Raw genomic sequence first — 18,333 nt, 5'->3', positions numbered from 1 at the left:
TGTCAGCCGTCCAGTCGCGTGAGCCAGCCGTGCCGGTCTTCGCGGCGCCCGTACTGGATGTCGGTGAGCTCTTCGCGCAGCGACATCGCGAGCTCGCCGCGCGGCTGCACGTCTTCGAAGTCGCTCCCCTTGAGTACCCCGATGGGGGTGACGACGGCCGCCGTTCCGCAGGCGAACACCTCGACGATGTCACCGGATGCGACGCCCTCACGCCATTCCGTGAACGGCATCGTGCGCCGTTCGACCGTGTGGCCGCGGTCGGCCGCCAGCTGCAGGATCGAGTCGCGCGTGATCCCCTCGAGGATCGAGTCGGACTGCGGAGTGACGATGCGCCCGTCCTTATAGACGAAGATCACGTTCATGCCGCCGAGCTCTTCGATGTTGCGGTCGTGGTCGAGGAACACGACCTGGTCGCAGCCCTGCTCGTGGGCCTCGGCCTGCGGCAGCAGCGAGGCGGCGTAGTTGCCGCCGGTCTTGGCAGCACCCGTGCCGCCACGGCCGGCGCGCGCGTACTCTTCGCTGAGCCAGATCGAGACCGGCTGCACGCCGCCCTTGAAGTACGCACCGGCGGGCGATGCGATGAGGTAGTACGCGACCTTCTGTGCGGGGCGAACACCGAGGAACGCCTCTTTGGCGAACATGAAGGGTCGCAGGTAGAGGCTCTGGTCTTCGCCGGAAGGCACCCAGTCGCCGTCGACGGCGACGAGCTCGCGGATCGACTGCAGGAAGTACGCGACGGGCAGTTCGGGCAGGGCGAGCCGTCGGGCGGAGCGCTGCAGCCGGAGGGCGTTCTGCTCGGGACGGAATGTGTGCACCGACCCGTCGGCGTGCCGGTAGGCCTTGATGCCCTCGAAGATCTCCTGCCCGTAGTGCAGCACGGCTGCGGCGGGATCCAGGGCGATCGGACCGTACGGCTGCACGCGCGGGCGGTGCCACCCGCCGCCGGTGGACCAGCAGATGTCGACCATGTGGTCGGTGAAGTTCGTGCCGAAGCCCGGGTTCGCGAGGATCTCGGCGCGCTGCTGCGGCGTCTTGGCTGCGAGGTTGCGGGTGACGGCGAACTCGAGCGTCTCGAGGCCGGCGTCGGTTTCTGAATCGATGAGGGTCATGTCACGTCCTGGCTGGTGAGTGTCGACGCGGTGCGCGGTTACAGATTACGCCTGCAGGCGTGCCGCGATCGCGTCGCCGATCTGGGAAGTCGTGCGGGTCTGTTCGCCCCGATCCGCGATGTCTGCTTCGACGGCACGGGTGACGCGGGCGGATTCGTCCTGCAACCCGAGATGATCAAGCAGCAGTGCGATCGACAGGATAGCGGCAGTGGGATCGGCCTTCTGCGCTCCCGCGATATCGGGTGCCGAGCCGTGGACGGGCTCGAACATCGAAGGGAACGTGCCGTCGGGATTGATGTTTCCCGAGGCCGCGAGGCCGATGCCACCGGTGACGGCGCCGGCCAGGTCGGTGAGGATGTCGCCGAACAGGTTGTCTGTGACGATCACATCGAAACGCTCAGGGTCGGTGACCAGGAAGATGGTCGCGGCATCGACGTGCAGGTAGTCCACCTCGACGCCCGGATGCTCCGCGGCCACGGCATCCACGATGCGCTTCCAGATCCCGCCGGCGTGCACGAGCACGTTGGTCTTGTGCACGAGCGTGAGCTTTCGGCGACGCCGTTCAGCGAGATCGAACGCATAGCGCACGACGCGTTCGACGCCGAAGGCCGTGTTGACCGATGTCTCGTTGGCGACTTCGTGCGGTGTGCCCTGGCGGATGGACCCGCCGTTGCCGACGTACGGTCCTTCCGTGCCCTCGCGCACGACGACGAAATCGATGTCGCCGGGGTCGGCGAGCGGTCCCGGCACTCCCGGGTACAGCTTTGACGGGCGCAGGTTGACGTAGTGGTCGAGTTCGAAGCGCAGCTTCAGCAGCAGCCCGCGCTCGATGTTGGCGTCCTTCAGACGGGGATCGCCGGGCACTCCCCCGACGGCGCCGAGCAGGATCGCATCCTGCGCTTTGATCGCCTCGAGATCCCCGTCACTCAGGGTGTCGCCGGTGGCGAGGAAGCGCGCCGCTCCGAGATCGAACCGGGTCTTGTCGAAGCGGATGCCGGTGCCCGCCGTCGCGGCATCCAGGACCTTTTCGGCCTCGGTGATCACTTCGGGACCGATGCCGTCGCCGGGAATGACGGCCAGCTTCACAACTCGCGACATTGCTTCAGCCTAGCGGCGGCGACCGAGCATCCCTGCGGCGATGACAGCGGCCAGGACGACGAGGCCCGCGCCGATCAGCGCCGTCACGACGACGCCGGAATCGAAGGCGTGGGCCGCCGCTTCGCGGAGCGCGTCGCCGGTCGCGCTGTCGAGGCCTTCCGCGACGTGCACGGCTCCCGCGAGCGTTTCGCGCGCCGCGCTCTCGGCCGCGGCGGAAAGCCCCTCGGGCAGAACGAGGCTCGTGCGATACAGCGCGGTCAGGATGCCGCCGAGCACGGCCGTGCCGAGCACCGCCCCGAGCTCGTAGGCCGTTTCTGACACCGCGCTCGCGGCGCCGGCCTTCGCCGGCGGAGCGCTCGCGAGCACGAGTTCGTTCGAGACCGTCTCGGCGGCACCGATCCCGATGCCGAGAGCGACGAACGCGGCGATCAGCAGCCCCAGCGTGTCAGGCCCCGTCGAGAACACGACCATCACGTAACCGAGGACCGAGAATGCCAGCGCCGACGGCACGATGATGTGCGCGGGATACCGCTTGGCGATCGGCACGACGAGCAGACCCGCCGCGATCATCGCCGTGAGACCGGGAACGAGTGCGAAGCCCGCCATCATGGGGCTCAATCCCATGATGAGCTGCAGGTGCTGCGCGACGAAGAAGAGGAATCCGACGAGCCCGATGACGCTCAGCAGGTTGACGAGCAGCGCTCCGCTGAACGTCGGATTGCGGAAGAGCCGCATGTCGAGCATGGGCGTCTCGGCGCGCAGCTGTCGGCGGACGAACAGCCAGCCGAAGGCGATCCCGGCTGCGAACAGCACGGGCGCGAGGCTCAACGGCCCGTACACGGCGAGCTCCTTGATGCCGTAGACGATCGGAACCAAGGTCGCCATCGACAGCATGATGCTCACGACGTCGATCCGGCCCGGCTTCGGGTCACGGCTCTCGGGCACGAGGAGCGGCGCGAGAACGAGCAACGGCACCAGCACGGGGACGGACATGAGGAACACCGAACCCCACGCGAAGTGCTCGAGCAGGATGCCCCCGACGATCGGCCCGAGAGCGGCCCCCGCCGAGAACATCGACGCCCACACCGCGATGGCGAAGCGCCGCTGATCGCGGTCGGTGAAGATCGTGCGCAGCAGCGACAGCGTCGACGGCATCAGCATCGCGCCGAAGACGCCCATGCCGGCACGCGCGGCGATGAGGAGAGCGGCCGTCGGCGCGAACGCGGCGAGCACCGAGACCGCGGCGAATCCGGTGGCGCCGAGCAGCAGCATCCGCCGCCTGCCGAACCGGTCGCCGAGCGTGCCCATCGTGACGAGCAGGCCCGCGAGTACGAGCGGGTAGGCGTCGATGATCCACAGCTGCTGCGCACTCGTCGGCTCGAGATCGAGCGCGATGGCGGGCAGCGCGAAGCTCAGCACCGTGTTGTCGACCGAAACCAGCAGCACGGGAAGCATGAGCACGACCAGCGCCGCCCAGCCGCGCCAGCCGACCCGCTGCTGGTGCTCTGCGCGAATCGCAGCCGTGATGGGACCCGTCGTCATGGAATGCCTTTCTAAACCGTCCAGCCGGTATAGTAACAGGATGTCGACAGTGTCCGGGGGTCGCGCATGAGCCGCCCTCCCCTCGCTCGCGAGAAGGTGCTCGACGCCTTCGAATCGCTCCTGATCGACGACGGCGCACGTGCCGCGACGATGGATGCCACGGCTCGCACCGCCGGTGTCTCCAAGGGCGGCCTGCTCTATCACTTCGCATCGAAGGACGCCCTCGAGCAGGGCGTGCTCCACCGCCTGCGCGTGCTCGCCGACGAAGACGTCGCCGCGATCCTCGACGCACCCGAGGGCCCCGTTGCGCATTTTCTGCGCTCATCGGTGCTCGGCGGCACGCCGCTGGACCGCGCGATCGTGGCATCCGCCCGTCTCGCACAGGGCGGCAACGCCGCCGCGGGCGACGCGCTGCGCGACCTGCGCGAACAATGGGCGGACGCGCTGCGGCCGTACGCGCCCGACGGCGCGGCGCTTGACCTGGTGATGCTCGTGAGCGACGGTCTCTACTTCAACACCGCGCTCGCAGGCGGCGCGATCCCGGGCCCGACGCCCGAGGGCGCCGAGCTCGACGCGCTGATCGCACTCGTCGAGCGCGCGATCAGCCTCTGACCGGGCACGGCCCGGCCGTCAGGACTCGGTGATCTCGATCTGACGGAAGAGGTCGGCCTGGATGGCCGCGCTCACATCCTCGAGCAGGCCCTCGGGCGCCGGGGAATCGATCGTGAGCACCGAGAGGGCCTGACCGCCGGCCTCGCGGCGCGCGATCTGCATGCCGGCGATGTTGATGCCGGCCTCGCCGAACTTCTGACCGTAGATCGCGACGATGCCGGGGCGGTCCTGGTAGACCATGACGACGTGGTTGCGCTCGATCGGCAGCTCGATCGCGTAGCCGTTGATGTCGACGATCTTCTCGATCTGCTTCGTGCCGGTCAACGTGCCCGACACCGACAGCTGGGATCCGTCCGAGAGCGCACCGCGCAGTGTGATGATGTTGCGGTACTCGGGACTGTCGTCGTCGACGAGCAGGCGCACCTCGATACCGCGCTGCTCGGCGAGCAACGGCGCGTTGACGTACGAGACCGTCTCGCTGACGATGTTCGTGAAGAGGCCCTTGAGCGCGGCGAGCTTCAGCACGCTGACGTCGTAGGCGCTGAGCTCGCCGTGAACCTCGACGTCGACCGACGTGAGCGGGGAGTGCGCGAGCGCGGCGAAGATCTGGCCGAGCTTCTCGACGAGCGGGATGCCGGGTCGCACGTAGGGGTCGATGACTCCGCCCGCGACGTTGACGGCGTCGGGCACGAGTTCGCCGCCGAGTGCGAGGCGCACCGAACGGGCGACCGAGACTCCGGCCTTCTCTTGCGCTTCGTCCGTCGAGGCACCGAGGTGCGGGGTGACCACGACGTTGGGCAGATCGAGGAGCTTGCGGGCGGGACCGCCCTCGACGGGGGGCTCGGTCGTGAAGACATCGAGGCCCGCACCGGCGATCTCACCCGTCGTGAGGGCTTCGAACAGCGCTTCCTCGTCGATGAGGCCACCGCGGGCGACGTTGATGACGTACGCCGTCGGCTTCATACGGCGCATCTGATCGAGGCCGATCATGCCCGTCGTCTCAGGGGTCTTCGGCATGTGGATCGTGAGGAAGTCGCTCTGCTCGAGCAGTTCGTCGAGCGTGACGAGCTGCACACCGAGCTGCTGTGCGCGCGCGCTCGTGACGTACGGGTCGTACGCGATGACGCGCATGTCGAATGCCTGCAGGCGGGCAGCGATGAGCGCGCCGATGCGGCCAAGGCCGACGATGCCGACGGTCTTCTCGAACAGCTCGGTGCCCGTGTAGGCGCTGCGCTTCCACTCCCCCTGTGCCAGCGAGGCGTGCGCGGCGGGGATGCGGCGCGCGAGCGACAGGATGTGGCCGATCGTCAGCTCGGCGGCCGAGATGATGTTGGACGTCGGGGCGTTGACCACCATGACGCCCGCCGTGGTCGACGCCTTGATGTCGACGTTGTCGAGCCCGACGCCGGCACGGGCGACGACCTTGAGCACCGGTGCGGCCTCGAGGGCCTCGGCGTCGATCTTGGTCGCGGAGCGCACGAGGACGGCGTTGGCGTCAGCCAGCGCGGCCAGCAGCGCGGGGCGGTCCGTCCCGTCGACGTGACGCACGTCGAAATCGGGACCGAGCGCGTCGATCGTGGCGGGTGAGAGTTGTTCGGCGATGAGAACGACAGGCTTCGTCACGGTGAATCCTTCGGGTGCTGTGCGACGGCAGATCAGACTGATGCCACGCCGCACGCCATTGGGACGAGGCTGGCGCCCAGCCTAGCGCGCCCGAACACGTCTCTCTGACCGTGCGACGCCGCTCAGCCGTACAGCGCGAAGCTCGTCGCGGCGTACGCGAGGATGTCGAGCCAGAACACCGCCGAGAGCCCGAGCCCTGCCAGGAGCAGCAGAGCGAACTGCCAGGCCGGGCGCCGCCAGCCGAGCGCGAACGCCGCCGCGAAGATGATGATCGGAAAGGCCACGGCCAACAGCAGCACGAACCAGCCGAAGGCGTTGAGCCCGAGGTTGCCCCCGGCCTGCAGCAGGAGGAAGTCGAGGGCGCCCCAGACGGCGTACGCGTAGAACAGGCCGAAGGCGCCCGCGATCGTGGCGATGAGCCACGTGGGCATGGCGGCGCGACGTGTTGCCGTGCTCATAGCGGCCCCGCCCCCACCATCAGGAACGGCCACGGAACGAGCAGCACAGCCCCCGCGGACAACCATGCGAAGCGCTGCCACGCCTTCATCCCACGGGTGAGCAGGTAGGTCGTGGCGAACCAGACGACCGGCGCCGCGGCGGCGAGGACGAACGAGGCGAAGTAGAACGGGGCCGGCACCGCACCCAGAGCGTAGAGCTGCAGTCGCATCCCGCCGAGGAGCCAGCCGATCGTGTAAAGCAGGTAGATCCCGCCGAAGACGCCGAGGAACAGCAGCGCCGTGTTGCTCATCGCGGCGGGCGCGGGTGCCGCCGCGTCGCGTCGCTCCTGGGCCGCGGTCTCGAACTCCGCGCTCCCCTTGCCGACGACGGAGTACCCGGGGGGCAGGTCGGAGTCGGGCAGACGCTGGGGTGCGTCGAGGGTCGGGTCATCATCGCCGTCCCAGGCGAGGGCATCCTGATCCGCATCGCGATCCACGCGTCCCAGCGTAGTCGGGCGCGCACCGATGACGTCGGGAAACGCCGACGGGCGCCCCGCGAAGGGACGCCCGTCGGTGAAGCCAGACCAGATCAGCGCGCGGCGCTGCCCTCGGTGTAGCCCTCGTCCTGCTGCTTCCACGCGAAGAGCGAGCGCAGTTCGCGGCCGACCGACTCGATCGGGTGCGACGCGGCCTTGTCGCGCAGTTCGGCGAACTCGATCGCGCCGTTGTCCTGGTCGTCGATGAAGCGCTTCGCGAAGGCACCCGACTGGATGTCCGCGAGCACAGCCTTCATGTTCTCCTTGACGCTCGGGTCGATGACACGCGGACCCGAGACGTAGTCGCCGTACTCGGCGGTGTCCGAGATCGACCAGCGCTGCTTGGCGATTCCGCCCTCCCACATGAGGTCAACGATCAGCTTGAGCTCGTGCAGCACCTCGAAGTACGCGATCTCGGGCTGGTAGCCCGCTTCGGAGAGCGTCTCGAAGCCGTACTGGACGAGCTGCGACACACCGCCGCAGAGCACGGTCTGCTCGCCGAAGAGATCGGTCTCGGTCTCTTCCGTGAACGTCGTCTTGATGACGCCGGCGCGGGTGCCGCCGATCGCCATCGCGTACGACAGTGCCGTCGCCCACGCCGTGCCCGACGCGTCGCGCTCGACGGCGATGATGTCCGGGATGCCGCGACCGGCGACGTACTCGCGACGCACCGTGTGGCCGGGGGCCTTGGGGGCGACGAGGATGACGTCGACGCCCTCGGGCGCGTCGATGTAGCCGAAGCGGATGTTGAAGCCGTGCGCGAAGGCGAGCGTCTTGCCGGGAGCCAGGTTCGGCTTGATGTAGTCGTTGTAGATCCCGCGCTGGTGCTGGTCGGGCGCGAGGATCATGATCAGATCGGCCCAGGCGGTCGCATCCGCGACGTTCATGACCTGGAAGCCCTCGTCGGAGGCCTTCTCGATCGACTTCGAGCCCTCCTTGAGCGCGATGACGACCTCGACGCCCGAGTCGCGCAGGTTCAGCGCGTGAGCGTGACCCTGCGAGCCGTAGCCGACGATCGCGACCTTCTTGTTCTGGATGATCGAGAGGTCGGCATCGGCGTCGTAGAAGATCTCAGCCATGGTTTTCTCCTTTTGCTTCGGTCCCCGAGCTTGTCGAGGTGTCGTGACCGGTCCGTCGACGAGTTCAGGAGCCGGAGTGTGTTCGTGTGGTCAGCCGCGCAGGACGCGCTCGGTGATGCTCTTGCCGCCGCGTCCGATCGCGAGCAGGCCGGACTGGGCGAGCTCTTTGACGCCGAAGGGCTCGAGGGCGCGCAGGAACGCGTCGACTTTGCCCTTGTCGCCCGTGACCTCGACGACGAGTGCGTCAGGCGCGTAGTCCACGACCTGTGCCCGGAAGAGATTGACGACCTCGAGCACGTTGGACCGCGTCTGGTTGTCGGCGCGGACCTTGATCAGCATGTGCTCGCGCTGCACCGATGATGCGAACTCGAGCTCGACGATCTTGATGACGTTGACGAGCTTGTTGAGCTGCTTCGTCACCTGCTCGAGGGGCAGCTGATCGACATCGACGACGACCGTGATGCGGGACAGTCCCGGCACTTCGGTGACGCCCACGGCGAGGGACTCGATGTTGAAGCCGCGACGGGCGAACAGGCCCGCGACGCGGGTCAGCAGACCCGGCTTGTTCTCGACGAGAAGGCTCAGAACGTGCGTGGGCATCTCAGGCCTCCTCATCGAACGACGGCGAGTGATCCCGCGCGTACTGGACGTAGCTGTTGCTGACCCCCTGCGGCACCATGGGCCACACCATCGCGTCGGCGCTCACGACGAAGTCGATGACCACGGGGCGGTCGTTCGTCTTGAGCGCGGTCCGGATCGCGGCATCCACGTCTTCTTCCTTCTCGACACGCAGTGCGAGACAGCCGTAGGCCTCGGCGAGCTTGACGAAATCGGGGATGCGGATGGTGTCGTGGCCGGTGTTGAGGTCGGTGTTCGAGTAGCGGCCCTCATAGAAGAGCGTCTGCCACTGGCGCACCATGCCGAGCGACGAGTTGTTGATGATGGCGACCTTGATCGGGATGTTGTTGATCATGCAGGTCGCGAGTTCCTGATTTGTCATCTGGAAGCATCCGTCGCCGTCGATCGCCCACACGACCCGGTCGGGCTCGGCGACCTTGGCGCCCATCGCGGCGGGAACGGAGTAGCCCATCGTTCCGGCACCGCCGGAGTTCAGCCACGAGTTCGGACGCTCGTACTTGATGAACTGCGCCGCCCACATCTGGTGCTGGCCGACGCCGGCGGCGTAGATGCCCTCGGGGCCGGTCAGCTCGCCGATGCGCTGGATGACATGCTGCGGCGACATCAGACCATCGGTCGGCTGCGCATAGCCCAGCGGGAACTCATCCCGCAGACCGTCGAGATACGACCACCAGTCATCGAAATCGGGTTTGGTGCCCGCGGTGAGGCTGCGGAAGGCCTCGTCGAAGTCGGCGAGCACGTCGCGGACGTCGCCGACGATCGGCACGTCCGCCGTGCGGATCTTCGAGATCTCGGCGGGGTCGATGTCGACGTGCACGACCTTCGCGTTCGGAGCGAACAGTGCCGCCTTGCCCGTCACGCGGTCATCGAAGCGCGCGCCGAGCGAGATGAGCAGATCGGATTCCTGCAGCGCCAGCACGGCGGGCACCGTGCCGTGCATCCCGGGCATGCCGAGGTGCTGCGGGTGGGAGTCCGGGAACGCGCCGCGCGCCATGAGGGTCGTCACGACCGGGACGCCGGTCGTCTCGGCGAGAGCGAGCAGCTCGGCCGCCGCACCGGAGCGGATGACGCCACCGCCGACGTAGAAGACGGGCTTCTTCGACTCGGCGAGCAGCTGCGCCGCCGCCTGGACCTGCTTGCCGTGCGCCTTGGTGACGGGGCGGTAGCCGGGCAGATCGATGCGCGGGGGCCACACGAAGGGCGCCTCGGCCTGCTGGGCGTCCTTCGTGATGTCCACGAGCACGGGGCCGGGGCGACCGGTCGAGGCGATCTCGAAGGCCGCCGCGATCGCGCCGGGGATCTCCGCCGCATCCTTCACGAGGAAGGAGTGCTTCGTGATCGGCATCGTGATGCCCACGATGTCGGCCTCTTGGAAGGCGTCGGTGCCCATGAGGTTCGAGAACACCTGGCCCGTGATGCAGACGATCGGCACCGAGTCCATGTAGGCGTCGGCGATCGCCGTCACGAGGTTGGTCGCGCCGGGGCCCGACGTCGCGATCGCGACGCCGACGCGTCCGGATGCCGAGGCATAGCCCTCGGCGGCGTGCCCGGCGCCCTGCTCGTGACGAACGAGGATGTGGCGGATCTCGGACGTGTCCATGAGCGGGTCGTAGACCGGAAGGATCGCTCCACCGGGCAGCCCGAAGACGTCGGTGACACCGAGCTTCTCAAGCGATCGGACGACGGCCTGCGCGCCAGTGAGCACGGGCGGCGAAGCGGTGCGGGCAGGAGGCCGGGGAACGGCCGGTGCGGATTCGGCGGGCATGGTCATGGTCCTCGCAGAGACGGATCGGGATGCGGATGCCTGGGGCTCAGCCGGTCGTGGCGCCTTCAGCGGCGGAGCGCACGAGTCGGGAGTACTTGGCAAGGACGCCACGGGTATAGCGCGGAGGAAGGGGCTCCCAGCCGGAGCGGCGGGAGGCGAGCTCTGCATCGTCGACGAGTAGGTCGAGAGTGCGAGCCGCGATATCGACCCGTATCAGATCACCATCGCGCACGAAGGCGATCGGACCTGCGTCGACCGCTTCGGGTGCTATGTGGCCGATGCACAGGCCGGTTGTGCCGCCTGAGAATCTGCCGTCCGTCAAGAGTAGTACATCTTTTCCGAGGCCTGCGCCCTTGATGGCGGCCGTGATCGCGAGCATCTCGCGCATGCCGGGGCCGCCCTTGGGGCCCTCGTAGCGGATGACGACGACGTCGCCCTTGTCGATCTCGCCGGCCTCGAGCGCATCCATGGCGGCGCGCTCACGTTCGAACACCCGCGCGGGGCCCTCGAAGACCGCGGCGTCGAACCCGGCGGTCTTGACGACAGCACCCTCGGGCGCCAACGAGCCGTGCAGGATCGTGATGCCGCCCGTGGCGTGGATGGGGTTGTCGAAGGAGTGGATGACGGTGCCGTCGACGGGGTCCGGGTCGAGGTCGCGCAGGTTCTCGGCGAGCGTCTTTCCGGTCACCGTGAGCGCGTCGCCGTGCAGCAGCCCTTCGTCGAGCATCGCCTTCATGACGACGGGGATGCCGCCCTGACGGTCGACGTCGTTCATGACGTACTGGCCGAACGGCTTGAGGTCGCCGATGTGCGGCACCTTGTCGCCGATGCGGTTGAAATCGTGCAGGTTGAGTTCGACGTCGGCTTCACGGGCGATCGCAAGCAGGTGCAGGACGACGTTGGTCGAGCCGCCGAGCGCCATCGCGAGGGCGACGGCGTTCTCGAAGGCCTCTTTCGTGAGGATGTCCCGGGTCGTGATCCCCAGGCGCAGCAGGTTCACGACGGCCTCGCCCGAGCGGTGCGCGAAGACGTCACGGCGACGGTCAGCCGACGGCGGGGCGGCCGAGCCGGGCAGGGAAAGCCCGAGGGCCTCACCGACCGAGGCCATCGTGTTCGCGGTGTACATACCGCCGCACGCTCCCTCGCCGGGCGCGAACGAACACTCGATGCGCTTGAGGTCTGCTTCGCTCATGCGGCCGGCAAGGCACGCGCCGACTCCCTCGAAGGAGTCGATGATCGTGATCTCCTTCTCGGTGCCGTCCGAGAGCTTGACCCAACCGGGGGCGATGGAACCCGCGTAGAGGAAGACGCTCGACAGGTCGAGGCGTGCCGAGGCCATCAGCATGCCGGGGATGGACTTGTCGCATCCGGCCAGCAGCACAGACCCGTCGAGGCGCTCGGCCATCATGACGGTCTCGACGGAATCGGCGATGACTTCACGTGAGACGAGCGAGAAGTGCATGCCCTCGTGGCCCATCGAGATGCCGTCCGACACCGAGATCGTGCCGAACTGCAGCGGGTAGCCGCCACCGGCGTGCACACCCTCCTTGGCGCCCTGGGCGAGCCGGTCCAGGCTCAGGTTGCAGGGCGTGATCTCGTTCCAGCTCGATGCGATGCCGATCTGGGGCTTCTCCCAGTCGTCGTCGCCCATGCCGACACCGCGGAGCATCCCGCGCGATGTCGTGGCTTCGATCCCGTCGGTGACGACGCGGCTGCGGGGCTTGATGTCGATGTCGGTGCGAGACTCGGGCATCCCCTGAGTCTATTCCCGGGCAGGGGCCGTGTTCTCACCGGTGACCGCCCGACGCTGCGTGGCGAGATCGTCCAGCAGAGCGGCGAGTTCGTCGATGTCGGCCACTCGCAGGGCGGCGGCGGTCTCCCCCGCCCCCACGCGCACACCGAGGTCGTCGACGCCGAGGCTGCGCAGAGCGTCTTCATCCGTCACGTCATCGCCGGCGAAGAGGACCGCCGTGGCACCGAGCCGTTTGCGCAGCTCGTGGATCGCCGAGTCCTTGCCCTCGTGCCGGAAGGCGTACTCGACGATGTGCTTGCCCGTGCGTCGGCGCCAGTGCGGCGCTTCGGCGATGACCATGGCATCGACCGCCGCGCGGGCACGCTCGGCGTCGGCGGGCTCGGCGAGGCGCGTGTGCACGCCGAGACCGAAGGTCTTGGGCTCGATCCACACGCCGGCGAGTCCCTCTGTCGCACGCCGCGCGTCGGCGAGAAGGCGGTCGCGCAGTTCGGCGTCGACGATGTCGGGCTCGGGTTCGAGGGCACCTTCGCCGGGCGTCCAGAACTCCGCGCCGTGGCTTCCGGCGAGCAGGTAGACGGAGTCATCGGCGTGCTCGGCGATCTCTCGCAGGTCGACGAGGCTGCGCCCCGACACGAGGGCGACGGTCGTGTCGGGCAGCGCCGCGAGGCGTTCGATCGCGGCGCGCGCCGAGGGCAGCATGCGGGCGGACATGGGCTCGTCGACCAGCGGCGACAGCGTGCCGTCGAAGTCGAGTGCGACGAGCAGGCGATCGGATGCCGCGACGCGACGCAGGGCTTCGTAGCCGGTCATCCCGCTCGGTCCTTCGATGCCGCGAGGGCTTGGAGGAAGGTCTTGGACCATCGGGCGACGTCGAAGTCGAGCACCTTGCGACGCAGCGCCCGCATGCGCCGCCCCTGCTCGGCTGCCGGCATCTCGATCGCGCGCATGATCGTGTCCTTGAGCGCGCCGATGTCGTGCGGATTGACCCGCAGTGCGGACCCCAGTTCGTCGCTGGCTCCGGCGAACTCGCTCAGCACGAGCACGCCGCGGTTGTCGACGCGCGACGCGACGTACTCCTTCGCGACGAGGTTCATACCGTCGCGGAGCGCCGTGACCAGCATGACGTCCGCGGCCAGGTACAGCGCGACCATCTCCTCGCGCGGGAACCCCTGGTGCAGGTACCGGATCGCCGAATAGCCGATCGTGTCGTGGTCACCGTTGATGCGGGTCACCGTGAGCTCGATCTCGTCGCGCAGCTCGATGTAGGCCTGCACGCGTTCGCGACTGGGGCTCGCGACCTGCACGAGGGTGACGTCTTCGACGTCGAGGCGACCGTCATCGATCAGCTCGCCGTACGCCTTCAGCCGGTGGCGGATGCCCTTCGTGTAGTCAAGGCGATCGACGCCCAGCAGGATCCTCTTGGGGTTGCCGAGGCTCTCGCGGATCTCGGCTGCCCGAGCTTGGATGTCGGGGCGCTGCGCCATCTCGACGTACGTCGCGGCATCGATCGAGATGGGGAACGCCTTGGCGACGGCGAGGCGCGTCGTGCCCTCGCCGTCGGGCACGCGGATGCCGCTGGCCTTCGTCTCGTAGCGCAGCTGTCGCCGCACGGCGCGGGCGAAGTTGCTGGCGTCGGCGACGCGCTGGAAGCCGATGACGTCGGCGCCCAACAGCCCTTCGAGCACCTGGCGCCGCCAGGGCAGCTGCGAGTAAAGGCCGTATGCGGGGAAAGGAATGTGGTGGAAGTATCCGATCGTCAGGTCGGGCCGCGCTTCGCGCAGCATCTGCGGCACGAGCTGCAGCTGATAGTCCTGCACCCAGACGGTGCCGCCCTGCGCTGCGGCATCGGCGGCGGCGCGGGCGAAGCGCTCGTTGACCTTGACGTAGGCGTCCCACCACACGCGGCGGTACCGCGGCGCCGCGATGACGTCGTGATAGAGCGGCCAGATCGTGTCGTTCGAGAAGCCCTCGTAATAGTTCTCGACGTCGGATGCCGAGAGTTCGACGGGAACGAGGTGCATGCCATCGAAGTCGAACGGCTCGAGCGCCAGGTCGGGCTGCCCGGGCCACCCGACCCACGCGCCCTTCGTCTGGCGCATGACGGGTTCGAGGGCTGTCACGAGTCCACCGGGCGACGGGCGCCACCCGCCGGCATACTCCCCCTCGGTGATCCGGTCGACGGGAAGTCGATTGGCGACGACGACGAACTCGGCCTGTGTCACGGTACTCCTGGGGGCGGGGGTGTGCTGATCAGGCTAACAGCGGGGCCCCGCGCGCAATCCGGCCTTGACTGCCGGGCGTCGCCCTGTCAAGGGAGGCGCGGTCGCGCCGGGTGCCGCTAGCGTGGGCACATGCGCAGATACCTCTTCAGCACCGGCCTGGTCAGCGCGATCCTGAGCGGGTTCACGCTCTTGCGGTCCACACGCGGCGATACTCCCTTCACGTGGCGCACCGCTCTTGCCTGGCTGAGCTGGGGCATCACCCTGGCCCTCGCCGTGGGCGCCATCGTCGACACGCGACGCGCCTCGACGGGGCACCTCGTCGCGACCGACTCCCCCGTGCGCGGCAAAGAGGAGAAGCTCCTCCGCAAGCGCATCCAGCGCTGAGCAGGTCACCCCGCGGCCACCGCGATCCGTCGCGGTGGCGCCTTCCGGTCGCCGTTTCGCGACCGGGATGACCGTCGAGCACTCACGAGCATCACCCACGAGAAGCAGAAAAGCCTCGGTCACTGGCGAGAGTGACCGAGGCTTATCCGTGCACCCCCTCGGACTTGAACCGAGAACCCACTGATTAAGAGTCAGTTGCTCTGCCGATTGAGCTAGAGGTGCGAGATTCGCGACGAGGCGAACGAGGGTCCACATTAGCATCACGATTGCGTCACCCGGAAATCGAGTCGAGCACTGCGCCGGTTATCCTTGATCTCGTGACCGCTGCCTCCCCTGCGTCCTCGTTCGACGTGCCGTTCGACGGTGATCTGCGGGGCGATCTCGCGCTCGCCCTGAGGCTCGCCGATGCGGCGGATGCGGCAGCCATGCCCCGCTTCGACTCGCCCGATCTCGATGTGCAGGCAAAACCCGACGCGACCTTCGTCACCGACGCCGACATCGCGACCGAGACGGCGATCCGTGCGCTCTTGGCGAGCGAGCGACCCGGCGACGGCATCCTCGGCGAAGAGTTCGGCACGACCGGCTCCGGATCGCGCCAGTGGATCATCGACCCGATCGACGGGACCCACAACTACCTCAGGGGCATCCCGATGTGGTCGACCCTGATCGCGCTCGCGATCGACGGCATTCCTCGCGTGGGTGTCGTGAGCCAGCCCGCGATCGCGCGCCGCTGGTGGGCGGCATCCGGACTCGGCGCGTGGACGAGCACGGCGGATGGCGGCACGCGCCGGATCTCTGTCTCAGACGTCGACGCGATCGACCGCGCGAGCGTGAGCTTCCAGAGCATCGCCCAGTGGCGCGAGGCCGGCGAACTCGACGCCCTCGATCGGCTGACGTCGGCCGTGTGGCGCGACCGCGGCTACGGCGATGCTTGGCCCTACATGCTTCTCGCCGAAGGGCGCCTCGAGTTCGTGGCAGAGTTCGGTGTGCAGGAGTACGACATCGCCGCGCATGTGCCCATCGTGCTCGAAGCGGGCGGCTCCTTCACCGCCTACTCGGGCGCCGCTTCTTTGACGGAGCGGTCGTCGCTCGCGACGAACGGCACGCTCCACCAGCCGTTCCTCGACCTGCTGCACTCCCCCTGAACCCCGTGGAGCCACCGATGACTTCCCCCCGTTTGCGTCTCGCCGCCGCTCTCACCATCGCAGCGGCCGCCTTTGCGCTGACGGCGTGCGCCCCCGAGGCCGATCCCGATCCGGTGTCGCCGCAGACCGCGGCTCCGACGCCGAGCGTCTCCGCGCCCGACCCGTCAGCGCCGGCGACCGAAGCGCCGAGCGCCGATGAGCCCACCTGCGAGACGATCATCCCCGATGCCATCGTCGCCGATTTCGAGAGCCTCGGCTGGAGCTCGCAGGCCGACCTCTTCTACATCGGCGACATCGAAGTGCCCGACGGTCTGCTCTGCGTGTGGGCGGACTTCGAAGGGCCGGCGGGCGATCACCTGCAGTTCTTCGGCTGGGCGCCGATCCAGGACTCGACCGCCACGCAGGCGCAGGAGTCGCTGGTGGGTCAGGGCTGGCGGCGTGAGGAGTCCGAGGCCGGCGTCTACATCACCGAGCCGGCCGAAACGGCGATCCAGAGCGATGACGAGGGGTACGGCATGACCTACCTCTTCACCGAGGGTGTGGTTCAGCTCGCCGACACCAAGCAGGGTCTGCTCCTCATCGAATGGCCCCGCCGCTAGAACGCTCCCGCGCGCCCGTCAACCCCGTCGCATCCGTCGCCGGGCTTTCGTAACGTCGAAGCCCCAGACGAGAGGTGACACCATGAGCAACACTCCGCCCGCCCCCATCATCCCGCCCACCGGTCCCGAGCAGGGCGCGTCGGGTCACGACGGCGGACTGCTGCCCGACGACCCGATCCGCGACGTCGACGGCGAGGCGACGCTCGATCCGGATGTCGACCCCGACCAGGTCGACAGCGCGACGGCCGATCGCCTCGCCAGCGGGGCAGACGTCGACGACGATCAGGGCTTCCCCCAGGGGCCGTCGATCACCCACCCCTGATCAGGGCGACAGGTCGGGGCGGACGCGCGTGCCGAACTCGTGGCGGAGCGCGCTGAGCGCGGCCCACCACCCGGCCAGGCCGTGCACGCCCGGGCCGGGGCTCGCCGATGCTCCTGCGAGGTAGACGCCCGGAATCGGCGTGCGCCACGGATCAGGGCTCAGAGTGGGTCGGCGCAGCAACTGGTCGAACGTGGGCGCACCCGCGGCGATGTCGCCCCCGATGTAGTTCGGGTTGTGCCGTTCGACATCAACCGCCGAGCGCGAATGCGACGCGATGATCGTGTCCCGGAAACCGGGCGCGAATCGCTCGATCTGAGCGATGACGGCCTCTTCGCGGTCGACATCGCTTCCGGCGGGAACATGCGTGTACGTCCACAGCGTGTGGTGACCGCGGGGTGCGCGGGTGTCATCGAACACGGAGGGCTGCGCGGCGAGCACATACGGACGCTCGGGCAGCCGCCCGCGATCGACCTCGTTCTCTGCCCGGGCCATCTCGGCCCGCGTCCCCCCGACGTGCACGGTGCCCGCGCTACGCACGCCGCTGTGGACCCAGGGGACGGCATCACTCAAGGCGAAGTCGACCTTCGCCACTCCGCCGCCGTAGCGGAAGCGTTCGAGCACGCGGCGATAGCCCCAGGGAAGAGCATCGCCCGCCATCTTGAGCAGCGCCCGGGGGGTGACATCGAGCAGCGTGGCCCGTGCGCGCGGCAACTCGTCGAGCGACGTCACCTCGTGGCCGAGCACCAGTTCGCCGCCGTGCGCGCGCAAGTCGTCGACCATCGCGTCGATGATCGACTGCGATCCTCCGATCGGAATCGGCCAGCCGCGCGCATGCGCATAGGTGGCCAGCGTGAGTCCCGCTCCCGCGCCGGCGATGCTCGGCTGCGGCAGGATCGAGTGGGCAGCGACGCCCGTCAGCAACGCCGGCGCGACCTCTTCGCGGAAGCGGGCGTTCCAGGCGATACTCCCCTGTTCGAGCGAGCGCAGCCCGAACGCGAACGCCGTCAGGGGATGCCGTGGCACCCGCACGAGCGTTGAGCCGGTGAACTCCGCGACACGGTCGGCGTGTCGCACGAGGGGGCGCAGGAGGCGTTCGTAGGCGGGACCGTCGACCCCGAGTTCGTCGCGCGTGCGGGCGAGGTCGCGATAGGCGATACCCGCACGGCCGCCATCGAGAGGCTGGGCGAACGACACATCGGGGGTAACGAAGTCGACGCGGTCCCGGAGCGCGAACTCGCGGAAGAACCGGGATTCGAAGGCGAGCGGATGGATCGCGGAGCAGACGTCGTGCCGGTACCCGGGAAGCGTGAGTTCCCGGGTAGACGCTCCCCCGCCGGCCCGGTCGGCTCGTTCATAGACGCGCACGGCGAGACCCGCGCGAGCGAGGGTGACGGCAGCGGCCAGGCCGTTGGGACCGGCACCCACGATCACTGCGTCGAGTGAGTCCATCTCACCACCGTCCCACACG

General features: G+C 68.5%; 18 protein-coding genes and 1 tRNA gene. 5 read left to right on the top strand and 14 right to left on the bottom strand.

The features are described 5' to 3' along the window. Positions 1-2: 2 nt before the first annotated feature. Genes AC25Y0_RS11715 through AC25Y0_RS11705 form a run of 3 tightly spaced genes read right to left on the bottom strand, consistent with a single transcriptional unit; the run spans position 3 to position 3,749 of the window. Complete coding sequence (locus AC25Y0_RS11715; protein WP_488123386.1) at positions 3-1,109, bottom strand: branched-chain amino acid aminotransferase; 1,107 nt, start codon at positions 1,107-1,109, stop codon at positions 3-5. Positions 1,110-1,154: 45 nt separating this feature from the next. Next, a complete protein-coding gene (locus AC25Y0_RS11710) occupies positions 1,155-2,207 on the bottom strand; it encodes a 3-isopropylmalate dehydrogenase (RefSeq protein ID WP_488123387.1) in 1,053 nt (350 codons plus the stop codon). Positions 2,208-2,216: 9 nt separating this feature from the next. After that, the gene (locus AC25Y0_RS11705; RefSeq protein WP_488123388.1) at positions 2,217-3,749 is read right to left on the bottom strand and encodes an MFS transporter; all 1,533 of its coding nucleotides are present in this window, start codon (positions 3,747-3,749) and stop codon (positions 2,217-2,219) included. Positions 3,750-3,815: 66 nt separating this feature from the next. Between AC25Y0_RS11705 and AC25Y0_RS11700 the strand changes: the two genes are divergently transcribed. Continuing rightward, the gene (locus tag AC25Y0_RS11700) at positions 3,816-4,361 is read left to right on the top strand and encodes a TetR/AcrR family transcriptional regulator (protein ID WP_488123389.1); all 546 of its coding nucleotides are present in this window, start codon (positions 3,816-3,818) and stop codon (positions 4,359-4,361) included. An 18-nt stretch (positions 4,362-4,379) separates the two neighbouring features. Here AC25Y0_RS11700 and serA read toward each other — a convergent pair whose 3' ends face one another. The 9 genes from serA to AC25Y0_RS11655 all read right to left on the bottom strand — a co-directional run bounded on the left by serA (position 4,380) and on the right by AC25Y0_RS11655 (position 14,415). Next, positions 4,380-5,984 carry a phosphoglycerate dehydrogenase gene (gene serA / locus AC25Y0_RS11695; protein ID WP_488123390.1) on the bottom strand — a complete coding sequence of 535 codons (1,605 nt, stop codon included), beginning with the start codon at positions 5,982-5,984 and terminating at the stop codon, positions 4,380-4,382. Positions 5,985-6,106: 122 nt separating this feature from the next. Further along, positions 6,107-6,442, bottom strand: a complete 336-nt coding sequence (locus tag AC25Y0_RS11690) for a bacitracin resistance protein (RefSeq protein ID WP_488123391.1) — start codon at positions 6,440-6,442, stop codon at positions 6,107-6,109. After that, complete coding sequence (locus tag AC25Y0_RS11685; RefSeq protein ID WP_488134701.1) at positions 6,439-6,918, bottom strand: hypothetical protein; 480 nt, start codon at positions 6,916-6,918, stop codon at positions 6,439-6,441. The genes AC25Y0_RS11690 and AC25Y0_RS11685 overlap by 4 nt, the downstream gene beginning before the upstream one ends. A gap of 92 nt (positions 6,919-7,010) precedes the next feature. Continuing rightward, positions 7,011-8,036, bottom strand: coding sequence for a ketol-acid reductoisomerase (gene ilvC / locus AC25Y0_RS11680; RefSeq protein WP_488123393.1), 1,026 nt, complete (start codon positions 8,034-8,036; stop codon positions 7,011-7,013). A 90-nt stretch (positions 8,037-8,126) separates the two neighbouring features. Then, entirely contained in the window at positions 8,127-8,636 is a 510-nt protein-coding gene (gene ilvN, locus AC25Y0_RS11675; RefSeq protein ID WP_488123394.1) for an acetolactate synthase small subunit, read from the bottom strand. Position 8,637: 1 nt separating this feature from the next. Further along, complete coding sequence (locus AC25Y0_RS11670) at positions 8,638-10,440, bottom strand: acetolactate synthase large subunit (RefSeq protein WP_488134700.1); 1,803 nt, start codon at positions 10,438-10,440, stop codon at positions 8,638-8,640. A 46-nt stretch (positions 10,441-10,486) separates the two neighbouring features. Then, a complete protein-coding gene (gene ilvD, locus AC25Y0_RS11665) occupies positions 10,487-12,193 on the bottom strand; it encodes a dihydroxy-acid dehydratase (RefSeq protein ID WP_488123396.1) in 1,707 nt (568 codons plus the stop codon). Between the two features lie 9 nt (positions 12,194-12,202). Next, positions 12,203-13,003, bottom strand: a complete 801-nt coding sequence (gene otsB / locus AC25Y0_RS11660; protein ID WP_488134699.1) for a trehalose-phosphatase — start codon at positions 13,001-13,003, stop codon at positions 12,203-12,205. Next, positions 13,000-14,415 carry an alpha,alpha-trehalose-phosphate synthase (UDP-forming) gene (locus tag AC25Y0_RS11655; RefSeq protein WP_488123398.1) on the bottom strand — a complete coding sequence of 472 codons (1,416 nt, stop codon included), beginning with the start codon at positions 14,413-14,415 and terminating at the stop codon, positions 13,000-13,002. Before AC25Y0_RS11655 ends, otsB begins: the two co-directional genes overlap by 4 nt. Before the next feature lie 129 nt (positions 14,416-14,544). On the opposite strand from AC25Y0_RS11655, the gene AC25Y0_RS11650 reads away from it, so the two are divergent. Continuing rightward, entirely contained in the window at positions 14,545-14,799 is a 255-nt protein-coding gene (locus tag AC25Y0_RS11650; protein ID WP_488123399.1) for a hypothetical protein, read from the top strand. A gap of 149 nt (positions 14,800-14,948) precedes the next feature. Here AC25Y0_RS11650 and AC25Y0_RS11645 read toward each other — a convergent pair. Next, positions 14,949-15,021: transfer RNA gene (locus AC25Y0_RS11645), tRNA-Lys, on the bottom strand. Positions 15,022-15,116: 95 nt separating this feature from the next. Between AC25Y0_RS11645 and AC25Y0_RS11640 the strand changes: the two genes are divergently transcribed. From AC25Y0_RS11640 to AC25Y0_RS11630, 3 genes are all read left to right on the top strand, one after another. Next, entirely contained in the window at positions 15,117-15,944 is an 828-nt protein-coding gene (locus AC25Y0_RS11640) for an inositol monophosphatase family protein (RefSeq protein ID WP_488123400.1), read from the top strand. Between the two features lie 17 nt (positions 15,945-15,961). After that, a complete protein-coding gene (locus AC25Y0_RS11635; RefSeq protein ID WP_488123401.1) occupies positions 15,962-16,543 on the top strand; it encodes a hypothetical protein in 582 nt (193 codons plus the stop codon). An 82-nt stretch (positions 16,544-16,625) separates the two neighbouring features. Continuing rightward, the gene (locus tag AC25Y0_RS11630) at positions 16,626-16,865 is read left to right on the top strand and encodes a hypothetical protein (protein ID WP_488123402.1); all 240 of its coding nucleotides are present in this window, start codon (positions 16,626-16,628) and stop codon (positions 16,863-16,865) included. On the opposite strand, the gene AC25Y0_RS11625 is transcribed toward AC25Y0_RS11630, so the two are convergent. Further along, positions 16,866-18,314, bottom strand: coding sequence for a phytoene desaturase family protein (locus AC25Y0_RS11625; protein ID WP_488123403.1), 1,449 nt, complete (start codon positions 18,312-18,314; stop codon positions 16,866-16,868). Between the last annotated feature and the right edge of the window lie 19 nt (positions 18,315-18,333).

The sequence above is a fragment of the Microbacterium sp. Y547 genome (assembly GCF_057669785.1).
The sequence above is the reverse complement of the archived record's forward strand: the minus strand, read 5'-3'. Positions and strand labels throughout refer to the sequence as shown.

Excerpts from the sequence above, each read along its gene's own strand:
- AC25Y0_RS11715 (WP_488123386.1), bottom strand. The coding sequence starts at position 1,109 with ATGACCCTCATCGATTCAGAAACCGACGCCGGCCTCGAGACGCTCGAG.
- ilvD (WP_488123396.1), bottom strand. The coding sequence starts at position 12,193 with ATGCCCGAGTCTCGCACCGACATCGACATCAAGCCCCGCAGCCGCGTC.
- ilvC (WP_488123393.1), bottom strand. The coding sequence starts at position 8,036 with ATGGCTGAGATCTTCTACGACGCCGATGCCGACCTCTCGATCATCCAG.
- AC25Y0_RS11650 (WP_488123399.1), top strand. The coding sequence starts at position 14,545 with ATGCGCAGATACCTCTTCAGCACCGGCCTGGTCAGCGCGATCCTGAGC.
- AC25Y0_RS11700 (WP_488123389.1), top strand. The coding sequence starts at position 3,816 with ATGAGCCGCCCTCCCCTCGCTCGCGAGAAGGTGCTCGACGCCTTCGAA.
- AC25Y0_RS11670 (WP_488134700.1), bottom strand. The coding sequence starts at position 10,440 with ATGCCCGCCGAATCCGCACCGGCCGTTCCCCGGCCTCCTGCCCGCACC.
- ilvN (WP_488123394.1), bottom strand. The coding sequence starts at position 8,636 with ATGCCCACGCACGTTCTGAGCCTTCTCGTCGAGAACAAGCCGGGTCTG.
- AC25Y0_RS11630 (WP_488123402.1), top strand. The coding sequence starts at position 16,626 with ATGAGCAACACTCCGCCCGCCCCCATCATCCCGCCCACCGGTCCCGAG.
- AC25Y0_RS11705 (WP_488123388.1), bottom strand. The coding sequence starts at position 3,749 with ATGACGACGGGTCCCATCACGGCTGCGATTCGCGCAGAGCACCAGCAG.
- AC25Y0_RS11635 (WP_488123401.1), top strand. The coding sequence starts at position 15,962 with ATGACTTCCCCCCGTTTGCGTCTCGCCGCCGCTCTCACCATCGCAGCG.
- AC25Y0_RS11690 (WP_488123391.1), bottom strand. The coding sequence starts at position 6,442 with ATGAGCACGGCAACACGTCGCGCCGCCATGCCCACGTGGCTCATCGCC.
- otsB (WP_488134699.1), bottom strand. The coding sequence starts at position 13,003 with ATGACCGGCTACGAAGCCCTGCGTCGCGTCGCGGCATCCGATCGCCTG.
- AC25Y0_RS11625 (WP_488123403.1), bottom strand. The coding sequence starts at position 18,314 with ATGGACTCACTCGACGCAGTGATCGTGGGTGCCGGTCCCAACGGCCTG.
- AC25Y0_RS11710 (WP_488123387.1), bottom strand. The coding sequence starts at position 2,207 with ATGTCGCGAGTTGTGAAGCTGGCCGTCATTCCCGGCGACGGCATCGGT.